At 66.1% G+C, this 18,629-nt stretch carries 18 protein-coding genes; 6 read left to right on the top strand and 12 right to left on the bottom strand.

Annotated elements, in window-relative coordinates:
• Positions 1-106: 106 nt before the first annotated feature.
• The gene (locus KOR34_RS03165) at positions 107-814 is read right to left on the bottom strand and encodes a PEP-CTERM sorting domain-containing protein (protein WP_146562130.1); all 708 of its coding nucleotides are present in this window, start codon (positions 812-814) and stop codon (positions 107-109) included.
• 319 nt (positions 815-1,133) lie between these two features.
• On the opposite strand from KOR34_RS03165, the gene KOR34_RS03160 reads away from it, so the two are divergent.
• Positions 1,134-2,498, top strand: coding sequence for a Gfo/Idh/MocA family protein (locus tag KOR34_RS03160; protein ID WP_146562129.1), 1,365 nt, complete (start codon positions 1,134-1,136; stop codon positions 2,496-2,498).
• 337 nt (positions 2,499-2,835) lie between these two features.
• Positions 2,836-4,533 carry a hypothetical protein gene (locus KOR34_RS03155; protein WP_146562127.1) on the top strand — a complete coding sequence of 566 codons (1,698 nt, stop codon included), beginning with the start codon at positions 2,836-2,838 and terminating at the stop codon, positions 4,531-4,533.
• A 136-nt stretch (positions 4,534-4,669) separates the two neighbouring features.
• On the opposite strand, the gene KOR34_RS03150 is transcribed toward KOR34_RS03155, so the two are convergent.
• The 11 genes from KOR34_RS03150 to KOR34_RS03100 form a co-directional block, all read right to left on the bottom strand.
• On the bottom strand, positions 4,670-5,833 hold the full coding sequence (locus KOR34_RS03150) for a CNNM domain-containing protein (RefSeq protein ID WP_228714486.1): 1,164 nt from the start codon (positions 5,831-5,833) through the stop codon (positions 4,670-4,672).
• 294 nt (positions 5,834-6,127) lie between these two features.
• Positions 6,128-6,529, bottom strand: a complete 402-nt coding sequence (gene atpC / locus KOR34_RS03145; RefSeq protein WP_146562125.1) for an ATP synthase F1 subunit epsilon — start codon at positions 6,527-6,529, stop codon at positions 6,128-6,130.
• 114 nt (positions 6,530-6,643) lie between these two features.
• Positions 6,644-8,089, bottom strand: a complete 1,446-nt coding sequence (gene atpD / locus KOR34_RS03140) for a F0F1 ATP synthase subunit beta (RefSeq protein ID WP_146562124.1) — start codon at positions 8,087-8,089, stop codon at positions 6,644-6,646.
• 67 nt (positions 8,090-8,156) lie between these two features.
• Positions 8,157-9,050, bottom strand: coding sequence for an ATP synthase F1 subunit gamma (gene atpG / locus KOR34_RS03135; protein ID WP_146562122.1), 894 nt, complete (start codon positions 9,048-9,050; stop codon positions 8,157-8,159).
• A gap of 81 nt (positions 9,051-9,131) precedes the next feature.
• Positions 9,132-10,673, bottom strand: coding sequence for a F0F1 ATP synthase subunit alpha (gene atpA, locus KOR34_RS03130; protein ID WP_146562121.1), 1,542 nt, complete (start codon positions 10,671-10,673; stop codon positions 9,132-9,134).
• 54 nt (positions 10,674-10,727) lie between these two features.
• A complete protein-coding gene (atpH, locus tag KOR34_RS03125; RefSeq protein ID WP_146562119.1) occupies positions 10,728-11,360 on the bottom strand; it encodes an ATP synthase F1 subunit delta in 633 nt (210 codons plus the stop codon).
• 36 nt (positions 11,361-11,396) lie between these two features.
• Positions 11,397-12,290, bottom strand: a complete 894-nt coding sequence (atpF, locus tag KOR34_RS03120; protein ID WP_146562118.1) for a F0F1 ATP synthase subunit B — start codon at positions 12,288-12,290, stop codon at positions 11,397-11,399.
• Between the two features lie 61 nt (positions 12,291-12,351).
• The gene (gene atpE, locus KOR34_RS03115; protein ID WP_146565786.1) at positions 12,352-12,606 is read right to left on the bottom strand and encodes an ATP synthase F0 subunit C; all 255 of its coding nucleotides are present in this window, start codon (positions 12,604-12,606) and stop codon (positions 12,352-12,354) included.
• Positions 12,607-12,736: 130 nt separating this feature from the next.
• On the bottom strand, positions 12,737-13,951 hold the full coding sequence (gene atpB, locus KOR34_RS03110) for a F0F1 ATP synthase subunit A (protein ID WP_146562116.1): 1,215 nt from the start codon (positions 13,949-13,951) through the stop codon (positions 12,737-12,739).
• 51 nt (positions 13,952-14,002) lie between these two features.
• Complete coding sequence (locus tag KOR34_RS03105; protein ID WP_146562115.1) at positions 14,003-14,455, bottom strand: hypothetical protein; 453 nt, start codon at positions 14,453-14,455, stop codon at positions 14,003-14,005.
• The gene (locus tag KOR34_RS03100; protein ID WP_146562114.1) at positions 14,445-14,714 is read right to left on the bottom strand and encodes a hypothetical protein; all 270 of its coding nucleotides are present in this window, start codon (positions 14,712-14,714) and stop codon (positions 14,445-14,447) included. Before KOR34_RS03100 ends, KOR34_RS03105 begins: the two co-directional genes overlap by 11 nt.
• 596 nt (positions 14,715-15,310) lie before the next feature.
• On the opposite strand from KOR34_RS03100, the gene KOR34_RS03095 reads away from it, so the two are divergent.
• From KOR34_RS03095 to KOR34_RS03080, 4 genes are all read left to right on the top strand, one after another.
• Positions 15,311-16,402, top strand: coding sequence for a DUF4912 domain-containing protein (locus tag KOR34_RS03095; RefSeq protein WP_146562112.1), 1,092 nt, complete (start codon positions 15,311-15,313; stop codon positions 16,400-16,402).
• A 181-nt stretch (positions 16,403-16,583) separates the two neighbouring features.
• Positions 16,584-17,396, top strand: a complete 813-nt coding sequence (locus tag KOR34_RS03090; RefSeq protein WP_146562111.1) for a UvrB/UvrC motif-containing protein — start codon at positions 16,584-16,586, stop codon at positions 17,394-17,396.
• Between the two features lie 74 nt (positions 17,397-17,470).
• Positions 17,471-18,298 carry an ATP-dependent sacrificial sulfur transferase LarE gene (gene larE / locus KOR34_RS03085; protein WP_146562109.1) on the top strand — a complete coding sequence of 276 codons (828 nt, stop codon included), beginning with the start codon at positions 17,471-17,473 and terminating at the stop codon, positions 18,296-18,298.
• A gap of 53 nt (positions 18,299-18,351) precedes the next feature.
• Positions 18,352-18,621, top strand: a complete 270-nt coding sequence (locus KOR34_RS03080; protein ID WP_146562108.1) for a MoaD/ThiS family protein — start codon at positions 18,352-18,354, stop codon at positions 18,619-18,621.
• Positions 18,622-18,629 lie beyond the last annotated feature (8 nt).

The following is an 18,629-nucleotide window of genomic DNA, read 5'->3' as shown; positions in this document are numbered from 1 at the left end:
GCGCCGCCAATCATTCGAGGACGATGCAAACGAAAGGCCGCGGCATGTAACCATGCCGCGGCCTACGCAAGGACTGACTTAAACGGGAGGGCGAGCCTCCAATGCCTTAGCGGCGGCGTCTCACCACCGCCGAGCCGACGCCACACAGCGCGCCCGCCAGGAGCGCCAGCGAGGCGGGCTCCGGCACTAGTGTGATTACGCCACCGGCCAGCACGACGCCAACGATGGGGTCGTTCAGCGGGTCGATGATGGCGCCCTGCTGGGCGTAGATCTCAACGTCGGTTGTGCCGATGAACAGGTCACCTGGCTCGAACGGCAGCGAGTCGATCGAGGCGACAAAGTTGTAGGGGTCAACCGTGTACAGCACCGGCCCGTTGCCGAGCACCTGGCGGAACGGTCCGCTGACGCTGCGGAACGCGGAGATTAGCTTGCCGGTGACCGGGTCGTTCACAATCGAGCTCATTGAGCCGGTGAATGGGCCAAGGTCGGGGACCTCGTCAATGCCGCCGAAGAGGTCGAACGGAACGGGCGGCATTCCCGCGATGAATCCTGACGCCTGGATGCTGGTCAGCTCGTCTTGGATCGAGTCGCCGATTTGCTCGTCCCACACCTGGGTGAACGTGCCCTCTGCCGAGACCGGTAGGTCAATCGGCGAGCCGGTGGGGTTGAATGGCGTTCCCGGGTAGAGCCGGGTGAAGAAGGTGTTTTCGTACTTGTAGGTAGCGGAGCCGGCCAGGATCGGGCCCGCGGAGGCCACCTGGCCGAGGGCGGCCGCCGCCAGGATGGCGGCGGCAAACTTGTGGGTGCGAATCATTAGACGCTCTGGGAACGGGTGTTCGGCGAGGTGCGGGTCTCTTTCCACCTATAACGGTTATCCGCTTTCGCTGATGATAGGCAGCTTGTATCAGTGTTTGCAAGCACCAATCTGCGGGTTTTCGCGGTTTTGGGTGGCCCGGCATTGGCCTCCAACGCGACGCCGGACAGGCCGGCGCCCCGATCCCGTGGAAAGCCAGATAGCTAAACAAAGTGCATGTTTACCCCGTTAATTTCCTTTTCGTTGCAGGGTCGCTTAGACTGTCCGTTCTAGTTCCTGGCGCCCCCTCCCTCCCCTCCTTTCTGCTCTGAATTCTCGAATGCCGAACCAGCAACCCTCGCGTCGTGACTTTGTGAGAACCACCACCGGAATCGCGGTGGGCACTTCGGTCCCCTACTTCTTCTCGCAGCAACGCACGCTGGCCGACGAGACCCAGTCGAAGAACGACCGCCTGAAGGTGGCCTTGATCGGCGCCGGCGGCATGGGGATGGGCAACATGGACTCGGCGCGTGACATGTGCGACGTGGTCGCGATCGCCGACGTTGATTCCGGCCGGCTCAACCACGCCAACCAGCGGCTGAGCGGCGGCAAGGCGGACACCTACGCCGACTACCGCGAGATCCTCCAGCGTGACGACCTCGACGCAATCCACATCGCCACGCCGGACCACTGGCACACTAAGCCCCTGATCGAGGCGCTGCTCGCCGGGCACGACGTCTACTGCGAAAAGCCGCTCACGCTGACCATCGACGAGGGCAAGCTGATCCGCAAGGTCGTGAAGGAGACCGGCCGGGTCGTGCAGGTGGGCACCCAGCAACGCAGCACCTACGACCTGTTTGTCAAAGCCATCGCGCTGGTGGCCGAGGGACGCATCGGGAAGATCAAGAGCATCGACGTCGCGATCGGCGGCGCGCCCAAGTCGCCTTCGATCCCGGTCGTTGACGCGCCGGGCACTCTCGACTGGGACCGCTGGCTGGGGCCGGCGCCGCTGGCCGAGTACCGCCACCTCCGCGACGAGGAGGGCCACACCTTCACCAACTGCCTGTACGAGTTCCGCTGGTGGTACGAGTACTCCGGCGGCAAGCTGACCGACTGGGGCGCCCACCACGTGGACATCGCCACCTGGGCGCTGGAAGCCAACGGACAGGCGACCGCGCCGCTGTCGGTCGGCGGCGAGGCGTCCCACCCCGTGCCCTTCGAGAATGGGGTGCCGACCGAGATCGATCGGTACAACACCGCGACTTCGTTCAACCTCAAGGCGGTCTACCCCGGCGACATCGAGATGACCATCCGCAACGACGGCAACGGCATCACCATCGAGGGCGACGAGGGACGCATCTTCGTCAACCGCGGCCGGCTGACCGGCAAGCCGGTTGAGGAGCTGGCCGAGAACCCGCTCCCCGAAGACGCCGTCAGCAAGGTCTACAAGGGCATGCCGATGGACTTCAACGAGCGGAAGGCGCACTGGGCGAACTTCTTCCACTGCTGCCGCGAGCGTCGGGACCCGATCTCGGATGTCCACACGCACATGAAGATGCTCAACGTGTGCCACCTGGCGGGCATCTCCGCCCGGCTGGGCCGCACCGTCAACTGGGACGCCCAGACCGAGCAGATCACCGGCGACGAGCAGGCCAACAGCATGCTGGCCCGGCCGTACCGAGAGGGCTACGCGATCGAGATGTAGCGTACCCGCTCCCGCGGCGGTTGCACCGTGACAATTCAAAACCCGGCGCGGGGGCTTCTCCCACGCCGGGTTTTTCTGTGCCTGCAACGTTGATGCCCGGCAGGCGTCAATCTGGGGGGCAGGCTGACGACCGCGATCAGAATCGCGCAGCGCGGCTCCCCGGTAGATGGCGGCAGACCGTACGCGCCACATATAATGCCAATCCACTTGGCTTGGCCGAGAGAGCTGCTTGGGCTCGGCTTCGATTCTTCCAACGGCGGTGGCGTGGAGCGCATGCACCCACAGCCGCTCTGCACAATCGGCGGTAAGACTGGGTTCGAACGGAGGGACGTCCGAGATGAACAGCGCGTCCGTTTCCCGATTCGGCGTAGCGGTGGCCAGCGTGGTCATCTCCTGCTTAGGGGCGCCGGTCTCGGGCCAGTTTGACACGGTCATCAACGTGCCACCGGAGTTGGTCTCTCCGTTTATCGAGATCGGCTCATCGACACAACTGAATGTCGCTGAAGGTGGACAGCTCGCTTACGTCGACGTGGGGACGCCAGATGGGGTCAGCGCGAATGTCGAACTGAACATGACCGGTGGCCTGATTGCCCACGGCGTTCAAGCTTACTCGGGGAGTGTGGTCACCATCACCGGCGGCGAGCTGCGTCAAGCGGGCGTTACGGCTCACTCGGGAAGCGTAGTGAATGTCTCGGGAGATGCCTGGAGCGTCGATCTGCAGGCTGAACATGGCGCCGTTGTCGACATCACCGGTGACGCCTACGTCGGACGGCTGACGGCGGAGTCGGGGAGCGACGTGCGGGTGAACGGACTTTACTTGGGTGTCGGTTCCACCGCCAGGTCGGGCAGCAGCGTCACCATTAGCGGTGGCATTATTGGCGGTCTCTTCACTGCCGAGGCGGGTAGTCGCGTGGAGCTCGTAGGAAACGAGTTCAGCGTCAACGGCGCCGAGTACGCAGGGGCAACGGTTTCCTTGGTCTCGGAGCAGGACGTTTTCTCGGGAACCCTGTCCGACGGCTCACCGTTTGTGTTCAGCGTTTCTGCCCTCGACGCGATTAACGGCGCCACCCTCACGCGGATGGAACTCCCGAGCGTCGACCCGACTCCCATCGTCGTCGACCAGATCATCTCCTCGCCGATCCGCGGCCTGCGGGCCGGGCAAACGCTCACGCTCCGCGCTGGTGGACGGTTACCGGATGGGTTCACAGCGGTTGGCGCGACGGTCGCCATCGAGGGGGGAGAGGTTGGGGACGCGGTCGAGGTGAGCGGCGGCGACCTACAACTGGCCGGCGGCGTCATCGGCAAATGGTTTTCCGCGACAGCGGGAGGTCAGGTTCGCGTCAGCGGCGGCACGATCGGGCTGGGGGCGAGTGTCTCGAGCGGCGCTCGGCTGCTGCTGACCGGCGGCGAGGTGGGCGCCGGCTTCAGCGCCGCTCGCGGGAGTGCCGTCAGCATCAGCGGTGGAGTGATCGGGACTGGGTTCGAGGCGCTGCGCTGGAGCAGCGTCGCCCTGAGCGGCGGGGAGTATGGAGAGGGCTTCCGCGCCGAACGCGACAGCAGCGTCAGCCTGGTCGGGCAAGAGTTCCGCTTGGACGGGGCGCCGATCGAGGGGCTCGGCGTCGGTCGGCCGGTCGTGGTCACAAGTCGAGGTGGGAGGCTAACCGGTGTGCTTGCCGACGGTTCCTCGTTCGGGTTCGACCTCACTCCCGAAGATGTGCTGAATAACAAGCCGCCGGTCGGATTCGATTTCTTCTCCGTCGACTCTCACATCGCACTGACGCTGATCTCCGGCCTGCCCGGCGACTACAACAATGACGGCCGCGTCACCGCGGCTGATTACACCCTGTGGCAGGATTCCGTGGGACAGATCAGCCCCCTGCTGAACGACCCCCACGGCGGCGTCGTGGGCGACCCCCAGCTCGATGTCTGGCGAGCCAACTACGGGGCGGTGGCCGAAGGGCTCGTGCCAGAGCCGCGGGCATTGGCGTTTGCGTTGCTCGCCAGCTGTATGGTGCTTATGGGACGCAAGAGCTAGTGAGCAGGGGCTCCGCGGACGTCTTAGCCGGAGGCCGGCTCAACACGGGGGCGATGACGTCGGACCGGCGACGCTTGACCAGGCGACCGCGTCGGTGGGCAGCGCCACGCGGCAAAAGAAGATCGGCTCGCCGCGCCTAATCGACTTTGTGCTGGCCGGCCTCGGGCTCCTTGGGGGGCTCCGGGCCTCCCACATCCAGCCCCACGGCCTGCATCCGCTTCTTCCACTGCCGGCGGGCGACTCGTTGCATATCGGCGGCCTGGTCGTGTTCGTCGACGATCTCGATGCCCAGGAGCGTCTCGATGACGTCCTCCATCGTGACCAGCCCGTCGACGCCGCCGTACTCGTCGACGACTATCGCCAGGTGCTCGCGCTGGTCGAGCAGCAGCTCCAACGCGTCGGGTAGCGACGCGGTCGCCGGGATCGCCTTGAGCGGGCGGCGCAGCTCCTCGAGCCGAGTGGCCGGCTTGTCCTGGGCCTGTGCGAGCAGGATGTCGGTCTTGAGCACAAAGCCCGTCGCCTCGTCGATCGAGCCGTCGAAGACCGGGATCCGCGACACTGGCAGGTTGGGCCGCTCGTCCATCAGCTCGCCGACGGTCATTGACTCGGGGAACGCGAGGATCACGGTGCGGGGCGTCATCACGTCCTCCACCTTGAGCGACGGCAGCCGCAGCAGGTTGGTGAGCACCCGGTGCTCGCCGACGTTCAGCTCGCCGGTCTCGCTGCTCATGGCGGCAGTGGCCGCCAGCTCCTCGCGGGTGACGATCTCCTGCTTCTCGCCGGCGATCAGCTTGGTGAGCAGCTCCGACATCCAGACCAGCGGGTACAGCAGCCAGATCAGCAGCTGCAGCACCTGTGCGGTGGGGGGACCGAGCTGCCGCCAGTACACGGCGCCGATGGTCTTGGGGATGATCTCCGACAGGATCAGGATCAAGAGGGTCATCACGGCCGACGCGTAGCCAACCGCCGCGCTGCCCCAGACGCCCGCCGCCTGCGCGCCCACGCCAGCGGCGCCGACCGTGTGGGCGATGGTGTTGAGGCTCAGGATCGCCGCCAGCGGCCGGTCGACGTTCTCCTTCATCTGCTTGAGCAGCTTCGCCGAGCGGCCGCCCGATTCCTCGAGCGTGGCGATGTACGACGGGGTCACGCTCAGCAGCACCGCCTCGGCGACCGAGCAGAGGAACGAGAACCCGAGCGCCACCAGCGCGTACAGGACCAGCATGCCGTAGGTCCCCTCCGCGTTGGGGTCGACGACGCCGGCCCCGGCAGCCAGCAGCAGAGTTTGGCTCAACTCGGTCACTTCAGCACTCCTGGGTTCCTGAACGGGTACGGAAGCATCCTACCCGACAACCACGCGGCGGGTCACCTCGTGCGTGGCGACGTTGCTGCCGGTGGCGGCCACCTGGCGTTACGAATCGTAGCGGCGCAGGCGGACGCGGCGACCGGAAGCTGCCCAAGCAGCCTACCGATCGTTGGCCGCTGAGGGGAGCCGCGCCGCAAGCGGGCTGTGACGCGTCGGCGCCTAGAGCGGAGGGAAGAGTGCCACCGTGCCGAGTAAGCGGCCAGCGTCGAACACGAGAAAGGCAAACAGCAATCAGCTGGCCGACTTGGCGACCCGCAGCTTGCCGCGGGCCTGAGCGATATCGCGGTCGCGGGCGGCGGCTTCGGCGCCGGAGGCGGTGCGGGCGATCGCCTCGTCGAGCTGCTTGCGGGCCTCGGCGACGTCGATCTGCGAGACGGGCATCGCCCGGCCGGTCATGACCGACACCACGTCGTCCGAAACCTGGATGAACCCGCCCTCAACGTAGAAGCGGGTGGACTGGCCCGACTGACGGTACCGGAGCTCGCCGTAGCCCAGGCGGCCGATGATCGGCGCGTGCCCCTTGGCGATGCCGATCTCGCCGTCGAACAGCGGCGCCACGACCGAGTCGACGGACTCGTCGATGATGGTCATCTCGGGCGTGACGACAACAAGCTTGATGGGGAGGTCGGCCATGGAATCGGGTCTTGGCAGTTAGTTCCCTCCCCTTAGGGGAGGGCTAGATTTGGGGGGAGTGGGCACACGGCGTGCCCCCACCCCGGTCCTCCCTCGGAGGGGAGGCAGGAATGCTTACTTCTGGTCTTTCTTCCACTGCTCCTCGGCCTGCTCGATCGGGCCGACGTACATGAAGGCGGACTCGGGCAGGTGGTCCCACTTGCCGTCGCAGATCTCGTTGAAGCTGCGGATCGTGTCGGAGATCGAGGTGAACTCGCCCGCCTTGCCGGTGAACACCTCGGCAACGAAGAACGGCTGCGACAGGAACCGCTCGATGCGGCGGGCACGGTGCACAATCATCTTGTCCTCTTCGGACAGCTCGTCGACGCCGAGGATCGCGATGATGTCCTGCAGCTCGCGGTACCGCTGCAGGGTGGTCTGCACGCGGCGGGCACAGTTGTAGTGCTCATCGCCCACGTACTGCGGGTCGAGGATACGGCTGGAGGACGCCAGCGGGTCGACCGCCGGGTAGATGCCCTTCTCGGAGATGGACCGCTCCAGGTAGATGAACGCGTCGAGCTGGCCGAACGCGGTGGCGGGCGCCGGGTCGGTCGGGTCGTCCGCCGGCACGTAAACCGCCTGCACCGAGGTGATGGCGCCGTTGTTAGTAGACGCGATGCGTTCCTGCAGGGCGCCCATCTCGCTGGCCAGGGTCGGCTGGTAGCCCACCGCCGACGGCATGCGGCCCAACAGGGCGGACACCTCGGAACCGGCTTGGGAGAAGCGGAAGATGTTGTCCACGAACAGCAGCGTGTCGGCGCCGGTTTTGTCGCGGAAGTACTCCGCCATGGTCAGGGCCGACAACGCCACGCGGAGACGCGACCCCGGCGGCTCGTTCATCTGGCCGAACACCATGCAGGTCTGGTCGATGACGCTCTTGTCGCCGTCGCCGCCCATCTTGGTTTCCTGCATCTCGAGCCACAGGTCGGTCCCCTCACGGGTCCGCTCGCCAACGCCCGCGAACACCGAGTAGCCGCCGTGCTCCTTGGCGATACGGGCGATCAGCTCGGTGAGGATAACGGTCTTGCCCAGGCCGGCGCCGCCGAACAGGCCGGCCTTGCCGCCACGCACGAACGGGGTCAGCAGGTCGACCACCTTGATGCCGGTCTCGAAGATCTCGGTGCTGGTCGAGAGGTTCTCGAGGTTGGGCGCGTCGCGGTGGATGGGCCACTTCTCCTCGGTGTCCACCGGGCCGCGGCCGTCGACCGGCTCGCCGAGCACGTTGAACACGCGGCCCAGGGTGGCCTCGCCGACCGGCACGCTCACCGGGGCACCGGTGTCGACCACCTCCTGGCCGCGGACCAGGCCGTCGGTCGAGCCCAGGGCGATGCACCGCACGCGTCCGCCGCCCAGCTGCTGCTGCACCTCGGCGGTCAGGTTGACCCGCACGCCCTTGTGCTCACTGACGATCTTCACCGCGTTGTAGATAGGCGGCAGGGCGTCCTCGGGGAACGCGACGTCGAACGTCGACCCGATGACCTGCGTGATGTGCCCGACGTTGTTTGCGGTAGCGGTGGACATGGCTTGGTTTGCGTGGGTAGTTGGTGTTGTGGTGTTCGTGTGGCGGCGGATCGCTGGGGGCGTGGGCCTAGCTGATGGCCTCGACGCCGCCGATCAGGTCGATCAGCTCGGAGGTGATGCGTCCCTGGCGGGCGCGGTTGTACTGCATGCTCAGCTTTTTGATGAGGTCGTTGGCGTTCTCGGTGGCGCCCTTCATGGCGATCATCCGCGCGACCTGCTCGTTCACCGCCGAGTCGAGGAAGCACTTGAAGAGCTTGATCTTGAAGCTCATCGGGATGACCTCCTCCAGGATGCTCTCCGGCGAGGGGAGGAACTCGTACAGCGAGGCGCCGGACTTCTCCTCAAGGTTTTCGTTGGAGGCCTCGTCGCCGCCAACCACCGAGCCCAGCGGGAGGAGCGTCTCGACCGAGACCTTCTGCCGCGCGACGCTCTCGAACTTCATGTACACGACGTCCAGGCGGTCGAGCCGGCCGGCGATGAAGTCGTCGAGGTAGCGGGTGGCGATCTCGTCCACCTCGTCAAACCGCGGCTTGTCCTCGAAGTGCGTGAACGATTGGTCCACCTGCTGGCCGCGGAACTTGAAGCCCGAGATGCCGCGCTTGCCGCTGACCTCCAGGGTGCAGTTGGGCACGGCCGCCTGCAGCTCGGTCCAGGCGCCCAGCCCGGCGCGGATCAGGTTGCCGTTGAATCCGCCGCACAGGCCGCGGTTGGCGGTCAGCACCAGCAGCTTGCCGTGCTGGGGGTTGTCACGCTTCTCGAGCAGCGGGTGGCTGACCTCCAGCCCCGCCTCGGTGAGGTCGCGCACCAGCTTCGAGACACGGTCCGTGTAGTCGGTGGCGGCGGACGCGCGGTCCATCGCCTTCTTGAACCGCGCGGTCGCGATCAATTCCATCGTCCGCGTGATCTTGGCGATGTTCTTGACCGACTTGCGGCGCTTGTCGAGGACTTTTGGGTTGGCCATGTGAGGCTATCGGCGGTTGGCTGTCAGCAATCGGCTACTTCTCAGCCCACCCCGCCAGGGGTGGGACGACGTCACGTTCGGCTAGCTGGCGGCGCCCGCCGGCTCGGCCTTGGCGTGCCCGGCGAACTGCTTCTGGAACAACTCGATCGCGGACTCCATCTGCGCGAGGATTTCGTCGGACAGGGCCTGCTCCTTGGCGAGCTTCTCGCGGAGCTCTGGCACCTGGTCGTGCAGGAACGTGACGAACTCGCTCTCCCACTGCTGCACCTTGTCGACCGGGACGTTGTCCAGGTGGCCCTTGGTGCCGACGTAGATCAGGATCACCTGGTCCACCATGTCCAGCGGCTGGTACTGGCCCTGCTTGAGCAGCTCGACCATGCGGTAGCCGCGGTCCAGCTTCTTCTGGGTGGCCGGGTCGAGGTCGGTGCCGAGCTGGGCGAAGGCCTCGAGCTCGCGGAACGCGGCCAGGTCCAAGCGCAGGCCGCCGGCCACCTTCTTCATGGCCTTGGTCTGGGCGTTGCCGCCCACGCGAGAAACCGAGATGCCCGCGTTCATCGCCGGCTTAACGCCCGCGAAGAACAGGTCCGGCTGCAGGTAGATCTGGCCGTCGGTGATCGAGATCACGTTGGTCGGGATGTAGGCCGACACCTCGCCCTCGAGGGTCTCGATGATGGGGAGCGAGGTCAGCGACCCGCCGCCCAGCGCGTCGGACAGCTTGGCCGAGCGCTCCAGCAGGCGGCTGTGGCAGTAGAACACGTCGCCCGGGTACGCCTCGCGGCCCGGCGGGCGCCGCATCAACAGCGACAGCTGGCGGTAGGCCACGGCCTGCTTGGAGAGGTCGTCGTACACGATCAGGGCGTGCTGACCGTTGAACATGTACTCCTCGGCCATCGCGGTGCCGGAGTACGGCGCGATGTACTGCAGCGGCGCCGGGTCGCTGGCGCCGGACACGATCACCGTGGTGTAGTCCATGGCGCCGTGCTCGCGGAGCTTCTCGACGATGCCCGCCACGGTCGACTCCTTCTGGCCGACCGCGACGTAGAAGCACTTTACGCCGGAGTTCTTCTGATTGATGATCGCGTCGATCGCGACGGCGGTCTTGCCGGTCTTGCGGTCGCCGATGATCAGCTCACGCTGGCCGCGGCCGATCGGCGTCATGGCGTCGATCGCCTTGATGCCGGTCTGCAGCGGCTCGGTCACCGGCTGACGCTCCGACACGCCGGCGGCGATCACCTCGACCGGGCGGCGCTTGCTGGTGACGATCGGGCCCTTGCCGTCCAGCGGGTTGCCCAGCGGGTCGACCACGCGGCCCAGCAACTCGTCGCCGGTGGGCACGCTGAGCAGCTGTCCCGTGCTCTTCACCTCTTCGCCCTCGGCGATCTTGAGGTAGTCGCCCAGGATGATCACACCGACGGAGTTCTCCTCCAGGTTGAACGCCAGGCCGGTGGCGCCGCTGGCGAACTCCACCATCTCGCCGGCCATCACGCCCGACAGGCCGTAGACCTGGGCGATGCCGTCGCCGACCTCCAGCACGCGTCCGACCTCGCGGACGTCGATCTGCGCGCTGTAGTTGGAGATCTCTTGCTGAATGACCGACGCGATCTCGTCGCTGTTGAACTTCATCCGTTAGCTCCGAAGAAGCTGGCTGTGTTGTTGGTTGCTGCGTGGCAGCGTTGGTTAGTTGGTCGAGAAGAACTGCTGCGGGTTCCGCTCGATCTGCTCGACGGTCGAGTTGACGATCGCCTGCCGGGCCTTGGCGAACGCGGTCAGCAGCGAGCTGTCGTACACGGTGTCGCCGACGTGGACCTGCATGCCGGCGATCAGCTCGGGCTTGACCTCCGTCGACACGATCGGCTCCTTGTTGGTCTTCACCCGCAGGACGTTGGCGATCTCGCCAACCAGCGACTCGTCGAGCGGCTCGGCCGACACGACCCGCACCCGCACGTTGTTGTTGCGTTCCTCGTACAGACGCACGGTCTGTGAGACCACCGTCCTGAGGATGCCGAGCCGGTTGTGACCCGACAGCACCTTGAGGAAGTTGAGCACCGTCTCCGAGACGCGGCCGCCGAACACCCGGTCGATGATCTGCAGCCGCTCACTGTGGGGCACAAACGCCGAGCGGAGCGGCTCCAGCAGCTGCGGGTGGGGTTTCAGCACCTCGTTGACGATCGCGCCCAGTTCCTGGACCACGTCCCACTCGCTGCCGGCCGCCGCGCCCAGGACCGCCTCGGCGTAGGTGCGGGCGATCTGCTCTTCGGTGACGTCCAGCACCGTGTCGTGCTGCGGGAGGTTCTGCGGGTCGATCGTCATGCTTGTAGGGTTGTTGGCGGCTCTCGGAGGGTCCCGCTAGTTGTTGGCGCCCGTGCCCATCAGGCCCAGCGCCTCGCGGACGATCTCACTCTGGCGTTCCTGGCTGATCTCTTGGCGGACCACCCTCGACGCGAGGTCCACGGCCAGCGCCGCGCTCTGCTCGGCCAGCCCCTTCACCGCGCCGTCCTTGGCGTTCTCGATGTCCCGCAACGCCCGTTGACGCTCGGCGTCGGCGGCCTCGCGGGCCTCGGTGACGATCTGGCCCTTGGTGGCCTCCGCGTCGCGGCGGGCCTCCTCCAGCATCTGCCGAACCTCTTCCGCCGCGGCGTTGATCTTCGCCTGGTGCTCGGCCAGCAACGCAGCGGCCTGGTCGTGCTTCTCCTGGGCCGCCGCGATGTTGTCGCTGATCGCCCGGTCGCGGGCGTCGAGCGCCGCGGCGATCTTCGGCCAGGCGAACTTCGACAGGAGCGCCATCAGCACCAGGAAGACCACCAGCGAGTAAACCGCCAGCTCGCCCGCCAACTCGGACGGGTCGAACAGGCTGTCGTGGGCGTTGCCGTGGCCCAGCTCGTTGTGCCCACCGCCGTGGCCGCCCTCGCCGTGATCGGCGGCGGCGTGGCCGCCGTCATCGTGGGCGGCCTCGTCATCGTGGTGGTCGGCGGCCTCGGCCTCCGACGCGTCGTGCTCCTCCGCCTCACCTTCCGCGTCATCGCCCGCCTCCTCGGCGGGGGATTCTTCGGTCGGCTCGCCGGCCTCCATCTCGTCGGCGTCCGCGACCTCGGGGTTGGCCGTCTCCGACTCGGATGTTGCGGCGGCGTCGCCCTCGGGCGACTCCGTTTCCTGGGCGCGCAGCGACTGCGTGGCGGAGAGGGCCAGGCAGGCGAGCACGCACAACGCCAGCCGTAGCGGGGGCATCAGGTTCAACAACATCTTGGGCAACTCGAAGGGACAGAACGAAGGGAAAGCCAGACCGCGGCAGGCGGTTCGCCGACTAGCCGGGGAACGGGTTCTGCTGCGAGCAGACGAAGATCGCGTAGAACGTGAAGCCCTCGATCAGAGCGGCCGAGATGATCATCGCGACCTGGATGCCGCCGGCCATTTCGGGCTGGCGAGCCATGCTCTCAACAGCCGAGCCGCCGATGCGGCCGATGCCCAGGCCGGCGCCGATCGCCACCAGGCCAGCGCCCACGGCGCCCGGGATGTTGGTGCCGCCATCGGCGCCCTGAGCGGCGGCGGGCGAAACCATGATCAGGCCGGCCACGATGGCGTAAGCAGCAATCTTCGTTAGGTTAAACACTCTCGTACTCCTCGTGAAAATGAAGGGCAACTGAATCGGGTTGTGACTTGAGCGGGGCGTTGCCGACGCCGCCACCGGTTTAGTGGTGGTGGATCGCCGCCCCGATAAACAGACCGCTTAGGAAGGTGAACACGTACGCCTGCAGGAACGCGACAAACAGTTCTAGGCAGCTGATCGCGACCGCGCCGAAGATGGAGAGCGGCGCCGCGACCCACCAGGTCCAGGCGCCGGCGGCGCTAACCGCGATGCCCATCAACGCCAGCAGCACCAGGTGGCCGGCGACCATGTTGGCGAGCAGACGAACGCTCAACACCGCGTGCTTGATGAAGAAACCGAGCACCTCGATCACCCAGATCATCGGGATGATGAACAGGGCGATCAGCCAGTGCAGGTCCATGCCGGGCACCTGGTTCTTCAAGAACCCGACCAGGCCGAACCGCTTGATGCCGGAGCCGATCGTCACGCAGATGACCAACAGCGCGAGTGAGGTGGTCACCGCGAACGACGCCGTCGGGGCGCCGAGGAACGGGATCATGCCGAGCAGGTTCATCACCAGGATGAACAGGAACAGCGTCCACAGGAACGGCACAAACCGCTGCGCGTCCTTCTCGCCGATGGTCGGCTTGGCGATCTGGTCGCGGATGAACTCGAGAAACACCTCGATCATGCTGGTGACGCGGCTCTTGCGCCCGTCCAGCAGCATCTGCCCCGCACGGCGGCACAGGTAGAAGACGATCAGCGCGCCGACCGTCAGCAGGATCATGTACTTGGAGATGCCGATGCCGGACTCCATCGCGTAGTGATTCCGCAACTCGCCAAAGGGCTGCGGGATCACCAGCTTGCCGCTGAGTTGATGGTTGTAGTCGGCAATCTTGGCTTCGGACCAATCGTGATCGACAAGGTAGTTGTCGACCAGGGCGTCGCCCGCGTCGCCCTTCAAGCTAGCGACCGTTGAGTCCCAGGCACGCTTGAAGGCCGGGTCCTCTAGCTTCTCGTGAAACCACTCCTGCGAGTCCGCCTCACTCAAGAAGCGGTAGAACGGCTTGGCGAAGTTCGCGTCCTCGGACCGCCAGGCCTTGTACTCTGCGATCAACTTGGCGTTGCTGACCGGGAGGTCAATCGAGTTGAGCGGCGACTGTTCGAGCAGTTGCTCGGCCTGCCAATCTTGGAAATCAGGGTCGAGCTTGATCCAGTAGTTGGGGAACTGGCTGGCGTGCTCTTTCCGACTCGGCGCCAACGCCTTGGGCACCTCGAAGTAGTAGCTGTCCTTGATGTGAAGGATGGCGTTGGACATGAGTTCCGTTGAGTCGGGTCTGCGGGTCGAGTGGTCGCGGCCAGGGGCGGCTTAGTTGGCGGCGCCGCCGGGGGTCTTAGCGCGTTGCGAGGCGGGCTGAAACCGGCTCGCCAGCCGAGTGGCGACAACCGTTTCGACCACCAGGCCCGCAAGATAATTGAGCATCAGCATATGCACTAGGCCCGAGGCCAAGATCGGCAGGGAAGTAATCTGAGGGACCGCCGCCGGGGCGCTGAGCACGAGCGTCATGGCGCCCGCCAGCCGCACCAGCATGCCGGCAAACACGCCCGCGATGCCGTGGCCGGCGTGCGTCATGCGGAGCATGACTTCCAGCGAGATGGCGCAGACCAACCACATCGACGCCGAGGCGGCCGAGGCCGCGATCCACGCGGTGGGCTGCCCCCCCCACCACCAGGCTGTCGCCATCAGCACAGTCGCCGACACACCGGCCATGGCGGCCAGAGTGCGGACGGGCGTGAGTGGCAAGAGGGGGCTAGTCGCCATGCGGGGGTGATTCGCGGTTGGTGTTTTCGGGTGGGTCGGGTCGGGCCGAGGGGGGCGGCTTGCGGAACACGATCAGCAAGTAGGCCAACCCTGCCGGCGGGCCGAGGATGAAACCGGCCATCCCCAACCAGCCAACACCCCAGCGGGCATCCGCCCAGGAGCCGGCGATCCCCGGCAGGGCCATGATGGCGCTGGCGGCAAACACCCGCCCGAGGGCGTCGTAAGCCAGCGAACTCGTCGAGTGACCAGGGGGCTTCACAGGCACTCCGAGGATCGGGGGCGCCGCTATCGCCGAACATGACGCGTGGCGAGCCCTACTCAGCCACCTAACTGTCCGCTGAGCCGTGGAGTTTATTTCGCCCAACCCCAGACCGTCAACGCCCTTGCGGCGAAATTGTGCTTTTTTTCACAAACTTTTCGGACACGACGATAGCGCTCCTGCGCAAGGGCTGGCGAGTTAAGCACGCATGCCCTGCTTTGGCCGCGCAGCAGCAAGCTCGAGGGCTTTGGTGGTTAATTGTAAGTCGCTTCATGTTAAGGGCTTACGGCGTTTTTTGGGGCGGTCGCAGACGGCTGAATTGTTGCGGTATTCGGCAGGTCGGTTATACTAATGTTTACGAGTTAGACGACGCCAAGGCATGTGAGGAACCTAGTAATTCCCCGGCGCCCGCAGCCTTCAGCGGGGTTAAACCACCGCGGGAATTATCTCTCCGCGGGTCTGCCTGCACAGACGCCCCAGGGGGACGACTCAGCCCACCTCCGCTCTACCCACCAGCACGGGTTGCGCGGCCCGGCCCGCTCCCGCAAACTCTCCCGCCCATTCCTCATATCCCGACGCTGAGAAGATCGAAAGCAATGACCGCTTCTACGCTCAAGTCGTACACGTGCAAGGACCTCGCCCAGATGGCTCGCAGCGAGGGGATCACTGGCTGGCACTCGATGCGAAAGGACGAGTTAGTCGCGGCCCTGGTGAGGGCCAAGCGGAAGTCGCAGGGCAAAGGTGCCGTTAAGTCGGCGGTGACTAAGAAGCTTCAGCAGCGACCCACGGCAAGCCCCGAGCGGCTTCGCGTGCAACGCGAGATCAGCCGTGTTCAGCAGGAGTCCGCCGAGCGTAAGAACCTGAGCTGCACTAGCGAGGGCCGTCCCGAGCCGCAGAAGGACCGGATTGTCGTGCTGGTGCGCGACCCGTACTGGCTGCACGTCTGCTGGGAGATCACCCCCCAGAGCGTCGAACGCGCCCGCTCGGTGCTGGGGCAGGACTGGCACGGTTCGGCGCCGACGCTGCGACTGATCCGCGTGCTGGACGGCGGCGGCGGCCGGCTGGAGCGGTGCATCGAGATCCACGGCGGCGTTTCCAACTGGTACGTCGATGTTTCCGACCCGCCCAATTCCTACCGGGTTGAGATCGGCTACCGAGCCACCGGCGGCGAGTTCTACTGCTTGGCCCGCAGCAACACTGTCACAACGCCAGTCCCCGGTTCAGCCGATGTCGTGGACAACAACTGGACCGACGTGGCAGAGAACGCCGACCGCATCTACGCCATGAGCGGCGGCTACAGCGCCGACGGGGCCAGCATGGAGCTGCAGGAACTGCTGGAAGAGCGCCTGCGGCGGCGGCTGGGACGCCCGTCAGAGATCCGCTACGGCGTTGGCGCCGCGGGCGACTCGCGCGACGGGGATGAGCTGCGCCTGGCCGTGGACGCCGAGCTCGTGGTCTACGGCTCGAGCGACCCAAATACGCACGTCACGGTCTCCGGCGAGCCGGTTGCGGTTAGCCCCGACGGTTCGTTCGCGGTGAAGGTGCACTTCCCGGACCGCCGCCAGGTCATCCCGATCGTCGCCAGTTCGGCCGACGGCGTGGAGCAGAAGACCATCATCCTAGGCGTGGAACGCAACACCAAGCTGCTCGACCCGGTGGTGAAGGACACGGTAGCGGCCCGGTCGTAGCTCTTCGGGCCATCGCCAGGAGATGCGTTAGAGGGTAGCCGCCGTGCGTACGCGACTGCAGCTCGCGTTTCGGGCGGCGGCCGAATCCGCTACTATCAGAGCTTCTGCCCTGTCACGTCCGGTCCGCGGACGCGATCGCTCGTCGCTGGCGGGGCGTGTCTTCTGACCCGCACGTGGACCCGTGACGCTCGACATCCGGAAGATACTCGAAGGCTGGGCGTACGCCCCTGACTCGGTTACAGCACGAACGATCACCGGCGACGATGGTCGCGAGAAGGTGCAGCTAAGGCTCGACCTGGGCGTGCTTCAGATGGACGTCGAGGGGCGGCCCGATGGGCGCCAGATCGAGGGCGCCCGGTCCTGGCTCGACCTGCACCAGCAGCGGCAGCGCGAGCACGACGCCGCCAACCCGGACGGTGTGCCCTACCTGCTGGGCACGGAGGACTGCTCGGAGTTGATGCGCGAAGGGGTGCAGTACTACCACCGCTATATCTGTTTCTGGCAGCTAGAGCGGTACGAGCTCTGCGCGCGCGACACGAATCGCAACCTCGACCTGTTCCGCTTTGTCAGAAACCACGCCCGCTACGACCGCGACAAGGTGCAGTTCGACCAGTGGCGGCCCTACGTAACCATGATGCACACCCGGGCGGTGGCGACCCCGCTCGTTGAGCTCGATCAGTGGGAGGCGGCCATCGGCGCGATCGATGCCGGCATCCGGGGCGTGGAGACGTTCCTCGCCGACTACGGGCAGCAGGAGCAGTCCGAGCGGATGGGCGAGTTGGTCTTCCTCAAGCGGTGGCGCAAGGAGCTTCAGCGCAAGATTGCGCCGGACTCGGACGACGAAGACGGCGACGACGACCCGGTGGCCCAGCTGAAGGCCGACCTCGACAAGGCGATCGAGGAGGAACGCTACGAGGACGCCGCCCAGCTGCGTGACGAGCTCGACCGCTTAGAGAACCCGCCCCCGCCCACGGGCCACGGCGGTCCGCAGTAGCTTGCCCATTCTCAGCACGGGCCCGACAATTAGCAGCGGGGCCGGAATCGGCCGCCACCAGGGGCAAGGCAGCAATGGTAGAAGCAGATCAGCTCGTTGAGACTCTCCGGAGCTACCGCAGCTGCGCGGTTGCGTTCTCGGCAGGCGTGGACAGCACGGTGGTGGCCAAGGCCGCGCAGCTCGCGCTGGGGGACTCGGCGGTTGCCGTGACCGGGGTCGGCCCAGCGCTCGCCGAAGGGGAGCTCGAGGAAGCGCAGCGTCTGGCATCGCAGATCGGCATCCGGCACGAGCTAGCCGACACGGATGAGATCCACTCGGCGGGCTACATCGCCAACGCGCCAGACCGCTGCTTCCACTGCAAGTCGGAGCTCTACTCGCACGTCGAGCGGATCGCCAAGCAGCTCGGTATGCAGACGCTCGCCAACGGCGCTAACGTTGACGACCAGGGCGACTACCGACCCGGCATGCAGGCCGCGGCCGACTTCGAGGTCCGCAGCCCGCTGGTAGAGTGCGGCTTCGGGAAGCAGCTGGTCCGCGACCTCGCCGCGTATTGGGCGCTGCCGATCTGGAACAAGCCCGCAGCGCCCTGCCTGGCCAGCCGCATCGCGTACGGCCAGCAGGTGACCCCCGAGCGGCTGCGGATGATTGACTTGGCGGAGCAGCATCTGCGCGGGCTCGGAATCCGAGAGCTGAGGGTCCGTTACCACGAGGGGGACACGGCCCGGATCGAGGTCCCGGTGGAGCACCTGCAAGCACTGATCGAACCGGAAACGCGTCAGGGAGTGATGGCTGCCCTCAAGGACTTGGGGTTCAAGGCGGTGACCGTTGATCTGGCTGGGTTTTCCAGCGGCAGCCTGAATCAGGTCCTCGACGCGTCGACGCTCACTAAGTGGCGGCGTTAAGTCTCGGCTGAAATGCTGGCGTCCGCAGCCGTGAGTCGTCACAATCTGGCGGTATGCCGACCGTCCACTTCACCAGCCACCTGCAGGCGTTCGTCGAGTGCCCTTCTGTCGAGGTTGGCCCGGGCGCGCTCGGCGCCGTGCTTGACGAGGCGTTATCTGACAACGAACGCCTGCGGACCTATATCTTCGACGAACAGCGCCGGCTACGCCGTCACGTCATGCTGTTTGTCGACGGGCACGTCGTGACCGACCGCGTCGGCTTGACCGATGAGGTTGCCGCTGGTTCTGAGGTGCACGTCATGCAGGCGTTGTCAGGCGGTTAAGTCTCATC

The sequence above is a fragment of the Posidoniimonas corsicana genome (assembly GCF_007859765.1).
In the GTDB taxonomy this organism is placed as follows: domain Bacteria; phylum Planctomycetota; class Planctomycetia; order Pirellulales; family Lacipirellulaceae; genus Posidoniimonas; species Posidoniimonas corsicana.
This window is presented reverse-complemented; position numbering and strand designations above follow the sequence as displayed.